The sequence below is a fragment of the Streptomyces sp. NPDC019531 genome, from assembly GCF_044903305.1.
GTDB lineage: Bacteria > Actinomycetota > Actinomycetes > Streptomycetales > Streptomycetaceae > Streptomyces.
Genome location: NZ_JBJDQL010000103.1, coordinates 1 through 8,285, shown reverse-complemented (window position 1 = coordinate 8,285; position 8,285 = coordinate 1). Strand labels below are relative to the sequence as shown.

Here is an 8,285-nt window from a genome sequence, read left to right as displayed (position 1 = left end):
TACGGCCACACCCGGGGTGTGGAGACCACGACCGGTCCGCTGGGGCAGGGGGTGGCGAACGCGGTGGGCATGGCGATGGCGGCCCGTTACGAGCGCGGTCTGTTCGACCCGCAGGCCGCCGAGGGCACCTCCCCCTTCGACCACTTCATCTACGCCATCGCCGGTGACGGCTGCCTCCAGGAGGGCATCTCGGCGGAGGCGTCCTCGCTGGCCGGCCACCAGAAGCTGGGCAACCTGGTCCTGTTGTGGGACGACAACCACATCTCGATCGAGGGCGACACCGAGACGGCGGTCTCCGAGGACACCGTCAAGCGGTACGAGGCGTACGGCTGGCATGTGCAGCGGATCGCCCCGAAGCCGGACGGGGATCTGGACCCGCACGCGATCTACAACGCCATCGAGGCCGCGAAGCAGGTGACGGACAAGCCGTCGTTCATCGCGATGCGTTCGATCATCGCCTGGCCGGCGCCGAACGCGCAGAACACCGAGGCCGCGCACGGCTCGGCGCTGGGTGACGACGAGGTCGCGGCGACCAAGCGGGTGCTGGGCTTCGACCCGGCGCAGTCCTTCGAGGTCGCGGGCGAGGTCATCGAGCACACGCGGCAGGCGCTGGAGCGGGGCCGTCAGGCGCGCGCGGAGTGGGAAAAGTCCTTCCAGGAGTGGCGCGGCAACCACCCCGAGCGGGCCGCGGAGTTCGACCGGATCGCCGCGGGTGAGCTGCCCAAGGACTGGGAGTCGGCGATCCCGGTGTTCGAGCCCGGCAAGTCGGTGGCCACCCGGGCCGCGTCCGGCAAGGTCCTCCAGGCGCTGGGCGCCGTGGTGCCCGAGCTGTGGGGCGGCTCCGCCGACCTCGCCGGCTCGAACAACACGACGATCGACAAGAACTCCTCGTTCCTGCCGGCGGGCAATCCGCTGGCGGAGGCGGACCCGTACGGGCGCACGATCCACTTCGGTATCCGCGAGCACTCGATGGCCGCGGAGATGAACGGCATCGCGCTGCACGGCAACACCCGTATCTACGGCGGCACGTTTTTGGTGTTCTCCGACTACATGCGCAACGCCGTGCGTCTGTCGGCGCTGATGCACCTGCCGGTGACCTATGTGTGGACGCATGACTCGATCGGTCTGGGCGAGGACGGCCCCACCCACCAGCCGGTCGAGCACCTGGCCTCGCTGCGGGCGATCCCGGGTCTGAACGTGGTCCGCCCGGCCGACGCCAACGAGACCGCGATCGCCTGGCGCGAGATCCTCAAGCGGTACACGAAGGAGTTCGGCAAGGGTGCCCCGCACGGGCTGGCGCTGACCCGTCAGGGGGTACCGGTGTACGAGTCCAACGAGGACGCGGTCAGGGGCGGTTACGTCCTGTTCGAGGCCTCTACCGGGGCCCCGGAGGTGATCCTGATCGCGACCGGTTCCGAGGTGCACGTGGCCGTCGAGGCGCGCGAGCAGCTGGAGGCCGAGGGGGTGCCGACGCGGGTCGTCTCGATGCCGTGTGTGGAGTGGTTCGAGGAGCAGGACCAGGGGTACCGGGACAGCGTCCTGCCGCCGGCCGTGAAGGCCCGAGTCGCGGTCGAGGCGGGCATCGGCCTCACCTGGCACAAGTACGTCGGCGACGCGGGACGTGTCCTCTCCTTGGAGCACTACGGTGCCTCGGCCGAAGCCGGCGTCCTCTTCCGCGAGTTCGGTCTCACCGCCGACGCCGTGGCCGCCGCCGCCCGGGAATCGCTCACGTCCGGGACACCGGGAGGCACACCGTCCGCAACTGACGGCCCGCTTGAGCGCCTCTCCGGCGAAGGCGTCTCGGTCTGGCTGGACGATCTCTCCCGCGGCCGGATCACGTCCGGCAACCTGACCGAGCTCGTGGAGAAGCGACATGTCGTCGGTGTCACCACCAACCCGACGATCTTCCAACAGGCGATCGGCGACGGGGGCGAGTACGCCGAGCAGATCCACGACATGACCCTGCGTGGTGTGACGGTCTCCGAGGCCGTTCGAATGATCACCGCGGCGGATGTCCGGGATGCCGCCGACATCCTGCGCCCGGTCTTCGATGCCACCGACGGCCAGGACGGCTGGGTCTCCCTTGAGGTCGAGCCCCGGTTCGCACACGGCACGGACGCGACCGTCGCCGAGGCCAGGCATCTTTTCTGGCTCGTGGACCGCCCGAACACCCTCATCAAGATCCCGGCCACCAGGGCAGGTCTCCTGGCGATCACCGAGGTCGTCGGCCTCGGTATCAGCGTCAACGTCACGCTGATCTTCTCGCTGGAGCGCTACCGCGAGGTCATGGACGCCTACCTGGCTGGCCTGGAGAAGGCCCGGACTCGCGGCCTGGATCTCTCGAAGATCCACTCCGTGGCCTCGTTCTTCATCTCCCGTGTCGACACCGAGATCGACAAGAGGCTGCGCGCCTTGGGCACCCCGGAGGCCATGGCACTGCGCGGCAAGGCCGGGGTCGCCAACGCCCGCCTCGCCTACCAGGCGTACGAGGAGGTGTTCGGATCGGCCGACGGGTCGACGCCGTCCGCGGAGCGCTGGGCGGTGCTGGAGCGGCTGCACGCCAACAAGCAGCGTCCGCTGTGGGCCTCGACAGGGGTGAAGGACCCGGCCTACCCCGACACCTTCTACGTCACCGAGCTGGTCGCGCCGGGCATCGTCAACACCATGCCCGAGGCCACGTTGGAGGCGACCGCCGAGCACGGTGAGATCAACGGCAACTCCATCGCGGGCACTTACGGCCGGGCCCGGGCCCATCTAGACGCCGTGGAGAAGCTCGGCATCTCGTATGCCGGAGTCGTGCAGTCCCTGGAGGCCGAGGGCATCCAGAAGTTCCAGAAGTCCTGGGACAGCCTGCTGAACGCGGTCCGCGCGGCCCGGCCGCACTCCCACGGCTCCGGAGCCTGACGTTCCCATGGACGGCACGATCCGCCCATCACCCACCGACGTGGGCTGACGTCCGCGTCCGTCGGCTGCGCCCCGGGCCCTGCGCACGCTCTGCCGGGGACCGGGGTGTGAGAGTTCCAGCAACCTCTCGACCGTCTGCGTCAGTCGGTCACCCGCACCACCACCGTCGCCCCCGCCCGTACCGTCGGTGTCGCGTACGTGTATGTCACGCCGTCGACCGTCTTGGTGCGGGTGTGCTGGGGGACGCCGTTGACCTTGATCGTCTTGTGTGCGCCGGGGAAGCGGGCCTCCCAACGGTAGGCACCGGTGCGGGCGTTGTTCGTCAGCGTGGTCTTCGTCGTGCCGTCGTGCCGTACGGTGATCGTGCTCGTGCCGACGGGTACGTCCGCCGCCTGGAGCCACTTCATGCCGGAGGGCAGTTGTGACTGCGTGGTCACCTTGTGGTCCGCCGCGTCCGGTGCGATGCCCATCAGGCCCTCGACGGTCTGGCTGACCAGGGTGAACGACACCTCGGGGTAATCGCCGTTGGGGCCCTGGCTGGAGTTGATGTGCTGGATGTCCCGCTCGCCGTAGATCTTCTTCATCCACCACCAGGCCGTGTCGCTGCGGTTGTTCCTGAAGAACATGTCCGGCAGATACGTCGTCGACTCGATGTTGGGCGAACCCTGCGGACCCAGCTCCTGCGCCTGGATGTAGTCGAGGTACGCGTCGTTGCGCGGACCGGGATCGATGATCTGCTTCATCGGCATGAAGACGCTGTTCTCCTTGCCCCAGCCGGTGACCGGGGCGCCGGAGGTGGTGTACGCGCGGACCATGTCGGCGCCGCTTCCGATGCCGCTCCATTCGTCGTTGAAGTAGGCCTTCAGATCGGCGGCACGCTTCTCGTACGTCCTTGCCGGCGCGGTGTCGCCCTTGCCGCGCGCGAGTACGGCCATCGCCAGATAGGCCTGGTACTGCGCGGCGATACCGTCCCCGGCCTCGGCGAGACCGTCGCCGTCCTGCTCGTTGTAGCTGGCGGCGCCCTCGAAGATTCCCTTGCCCGTGCCCTCGGCGACCTTCACCTCGCCGTTGGGCTTGGTGGAGTTGTGCAGGTCGATGAAGTCCTCGGTGGCGTGCCGGTAGAACTCCCACAGCACCGGGTCGTCCACGTAACGGCGGTCGCCGGTCCACAGGTACGCCTGGGCCGCCTTCTCGACGAGTTCGAAGGTGGCCGGCACCTCGCGCACGAAATTGTCCGGGCTCTTGTAGTCGATGCTCAGGTACGTCTTGGCGTCGAAGTTGAGGGACCACACCGGGAAGTACTTGTGCTCGGCGGTGGCCGACTCCGCGTATGAGCGGAGCATGGTCTCGTTCGCGGTGTCGAGGCCGATCAGGTGGGCGCCGGCGAGTTGGTGGGTCATGTCGCGGGAGTAGTAGGCGCTGCGGTTGGCGTAACCGGCCCAGTAGGTGGGCCCGTAGGTCGCGGTGCCGGTGCCGCCGGTCTGGTACTCGTCCACGTTGACCGGGCCGTTCGTGCCGGGCAGTTGGGCCCAGCTGTTGGCCTTCTTCTTGGCCCAGGCGAACATCTCGGCGACCTCGGCGTTCGACGAGGTGACCTTCGGGTCGGCCGACGCGGCGGGCGAGATCATCAGGTCGTCCGCGTTGACCCAGGAGGTGCCCGAACCGAAGGCGATCTCCAGCTGGTCGCCGGTTCTCAACTCGACATCGCTGATGGTGTATCGGGCATATCCGGCGTGCTGCGGGAGGTCGATGGTGCCGACGGTCTCGCCGTTGCGCCGGATCGTGTACGTGCCTCCGGTGCCGGCGCTCCCTATCCACGCGGAGAAGTCGTAGCTGCCGTTGCGGAGTGCTATGACGGTCAGTTGGGCGCTCTTGCCGGTTCCGGCGTCGAGGTAGAGGAAGCGGGTGCCGCCGTGGTGATTGCCGGTGCCCACGCCGGTGCCCGGTCCGAAGGTCCAGCCGGTGCCGCCGTTCTCGAAACCGGGGTCAGGGAGGGCGAGTTGGGGCCCGGGACCTGGTGCCGCATGGGCCGACAGCGCCGGGGCCATCGGCGCGAGCAGGGCAACGGCGGTGAGCAGCATGAGCCTTGAGGGCTTCATCGGGTCTCCCGGGGGCGGCTGAGCGGTGGCCGCAAGCTAACAGGGGCCGGAGAGACGCTTCAATGGTCATGCGCGAGAAACCTGCAAGGTGCGCAGACTGGCTGCTATTTTTGATGGCAGGCTTGAGTGAAAGTTTTCACCTGAATCTTGCAAGCTTGTGGGGAACGGCGGAGGAAACCGTATGAAAGTCGGCATCACCGAAGTCGCCGCGCGGGCGCAGGTCAGCGAGGCCACCGTCAGCCGTGTCATCAACCGGCGTCAGGGTGTGTCGCGCAGGACCCGTGAGGCGGTCGAGCGGGCGATGGCCGACCTCGGGTACGAGCGGCAGACCCGGGGGCAACTCATCGCGGTGATCACCGAGTTGGTCTCCAATCCGTTCTTCGCCGACGTCTGTGAACGGATCGAGTCCACTCTCGCCCCGCACGGCCTCAAGACGATCCTGTGCCCGTGCTTCCCCGGTGGAGTGCAGGAGTTGGACTTCGTGACCTCGCTGGCCGACCGGGGCGTGGCCGCCGTCGTCTTCCTGTCGGCCAGCAACACGATCGAGGGCGCGGACCCGGCGGCGTACGAACTGCTGCGCTCGCGCAGGATTCCGTTCGTGGGCGTCAACGGCGAGTTCGAGGGCGTGGGCGATGTGCCGGTGTTCTCCACCGACGACCTGCTGGCCGCCGAACTCGCCGTGGACCATCTGCACCGGCTCGGGCACCGCCGTATCGGCATGGCGTCGGGCCCGGTCGGCAACCGCCCGGCCGACCGCCGGGTCAGCGGCTTCGTCTCCTCGCTCGCCAAGCGCGGGATCGACGATCCGGAGCAGTGGGTGGTCCGGCAGTCCTACACCGTCGAGGGCGGGCAGTCCGCCGCGATCTCGCTCCTCGGCCGGGGCGCCACGGCCATCGTCGCCGCCAGCGACTACATGGCCCTGGGCGCTATCCGCGGAGCGCGCCGCCAGGGGTACGACGTCCCGGGTGACGTATCGGTGGTCGGCTACGACGGTTCCATGATCATGGACTTCGTCGACCCCCCGCTCACCACGGTCCGACAGCCGGCCGACCGCCTGGCCGCGGAGGTGGCACGCGGCATCCTCGCCCTGGTCGGCAACCGAGACGTCCCCGTCGGCGAACTCCTCTTCGACCCCGAGCTGGTGATCCGCGCGAGCACGGCGGCGCCGGGTGGCACTACTGGTTCACACCATTGACCCAGACATCGGAGCTATGCAGACTCTGCACGGGGTTCCGGCCGGAGTCTTGGCGGTAAGTCCCCCAATTCATCGGGTATTTCATCGCTCACGCATGCCCCGGAGGGACTATGTCTCGGTTCGTTTTCCTTGGGTTGGCGCTTGCGCTGCTCGGCGGGGCCGCCGGCCCTGTCGCCGCGGCGCCGAGAGCGCCGGTGGTGGTCGACGTGGATGACTACGGAGCCGACCCCACCGGCCGGACGGACTCGACGCCCGCCGTCACCGCGGCGCTGCGGCACGCCAAGAGCGTCGACCGGCCGGTCAGGGTCGTCTTCTCGAAAGGGACCTACCAGCTCTATCCCGAGCGTGCCGAGACGCGTGAGCTGTACGTGTCCAACACCGTGGGCGCCGACCAGCGTTACCGGGACAAGAAGATCGGGCTGCTCGTCGAGGACATGCACGACGTCACCATCGACGGCGGCGGGGCCAAGCTCGTCTACCACGGCCTTCAGACGGCGTTCGCGTCGATCCGCTCGACCAACGTGACCTTCACGAACTTCTCCTTCGACTACGCGGCGCCCGAGGTCATCGACGCTACCGTCGCCGACACCGGTGTGAGCGGCGGTCATGCCTACCGTGTCCTGAAGATCCCGGCCGGCAGTCCGTACCAGGTGAACGGCACGCACATCACATGGCTGGGTGAGACCAGTCCGGCCACCGGGCAGCCGTACTGGTCGGGCGTCGACGGACTCCAGTACACGCAGATCCACGACCCGAAGGCGCAGCGGTCCTGGCGCGCGGACAACCCGCTGTTCAACGACGTCGCCGCGGTCACCGACCTCGGCGGACGCCGGATCCGGATCGACTACACCACCGCGGCACAGCCGGCGGACGCCGGGCTCGTCTACCAGATGCGTCTGATCGAGCGGACCGAGCCGGGCGCCTTCATCTGGGAGTCGAAGAACGTCACGCTGCGTTCGATGAACGCCTACTACCTGCAATCCTTCGGCGTGGTGGGGCAGTTCAGCGAGAACATCTCCATCGACAAGGTGAACTTCGCGCCCGATCCGAAGTCCGGCCGCTCGACGGCCTCGTTCGCGGACTTCGTGCAGATGTCCGGCGTCAAGGGGAAGGTCTCGATCACCCGGAGTGTCTTCGACGGCCCGCACGACGACCCGATCAACATCCACGGCACCTATCTGGAGGTCGTCGGGAATCCCGGGCCGAACACGCTCACCCTCGCCTACGAACACCCGCAGACCGCCGGATTCCCGCAGTTCGCCCCGGGGGACGAGGTCGAGTTCACCACCAAGACCACGATGACCCCGCTGGCGGACGCGCACGCGAAGGTCACCGCGGTCGACGGGCCCAGCGGGATGGACCACACGAAGCCGCTGACCACGATGACCGTCACCTTCGACCGGCCGGTTCCCGCCGGGGTCGAGATCGGCGGCACCGTCGTCGAGAACACCACGGCCACCCCGTCGGTCGTCATCTCCGGCAACGTCTTCCGCAACGTGCCGACCCGTGGCGTGCTGGTCACCACCCGCAAGCCCGTCCTGATCACCGGCAACCGCTTCGACGGGATGACCATGGCCAGCATCTACGTCTCCGCCGACGCCTACCAGTGGTACGAGTCCGGGCCGGTCTCCGACCTGACGATCCGCGGGAACTCGTTCACCCGCCCCAGCGGTCCTGTGATCTTCGTGGAGCCGACCAACCAGGTCGTCGACCCGGCGAACCCGGTGCATCACCACATCAAGGTCGAGGACAACTCGTTCGACATCGGTGACATCACCGTCGTCAACGCCAAGAGTGTCGGCGGGTTCGCCTTCACCGGAAACACCGTCCGGCGGTTGGACGGGGCGGACCAACCGCCGTACACCTCACCGCTGTTTGCCTTCCACGGCAGTTCGGGCATCCGGATCGCGCGCAACCACTACGACAAGGGCCTCAACACCACCGTGGTCGCCGACTGAAGCGCGGCGGGGGGGGGGGGGGGGGGCCCCCCCCCCCCCCCCCCCGGCGGCGGGCGCACCCGGCGGGGGACGCGAGGGGCCCGAGATTGGGGGACCAGGGAGAGGGTTTGGTGGGGGGGGCCGGGGGGT

The 8,285-nt window shown here is 68.4% G+C and carries 4 protein-coding genes; 3 read left to right on the top strand and 1 reads right to left on the bottom strand.

The window, feature by feature from the left end; all coding sequences use genetic code 11:
* Positions 1–2,904, top strand: a 2,904-nt coding sequence (gene tal / locus ACI2L1_RS44645; RefSeq protein ID WP_404745220.1) for a transaldolase, incomplete at its 5' end; no start/stop codon positions are given.
* A 140-nt stretch (positions 2,905–3,044) separates the two neighbouring features.
* Here tal and ACI2L1_RS44640 read toward each other — a convergent pair.
* Positions 3,045–5,003, bottom strand: a complete 1,959-nt coding sequence (locus ACI2L1_RS44640) for a hypothetical protein (RefSeq protein WP_404745219.1) — start codon at positions 5,001–5,003, stop codon at positions 3,045–3,047.
* Positions 5,004–5,184: 181 nt separating this feature from the next.
* On the opposite strand from ACI2L1_RS44640, the gene ACI2L1_RS44635 reads away from it, so the two are divergent.
* Together ACI2L1_RS44635 and ACI2L1_RS44630 are read left to right on the top strand one after the other, a co-directional pair.
* Positions 5,185–6,198 carry a LacI family DNA-binding transcriptional regulator gene (locus ACI2L1_RS44635; protein ID WP_404745218.1) on the top strand — a complete coding sequence of 338 codons (1,014 nt, stop codon included), beginning with the start codon at positions 5,185–5,187 and terminating at the stop codon, positions 6,196–6,198.
* Between the two features lie 206 nt (positions 6,199–6,404).
* On the top strand, positions 6,405–8,156 hold the full coding sequence (locus ACI2L1_RS44630; protein ID WP_404745217.1) for a right-handed parallel beta-helix repeat-containing protein: 1,752 nt from the start codon (positions 6,405–6,407) through the stop codon (positions 8,154–8,156).
* Positions 8,157–8,285: the final 129 nt, after the last annotated feature.

Bases quoted from the DNA above. Each gene is read 5' to 3' on its own strand.
- ACI2L1_RS44640 (WP_404745219.1), bottom strand. From the start codon at position 5,003: ATGAAGCCCTCAAGGCTCATGCTGCTCACCGCCGTTGCCCTGCTCGCG.
- ACI2L1_RS44635 (WP_404745218.1), top strand. From the start codon at position 5,185: ATGAAAGTCGGCATCACCGAAGTCGCCGCGCGGGCGCAGGTCAGCGAG.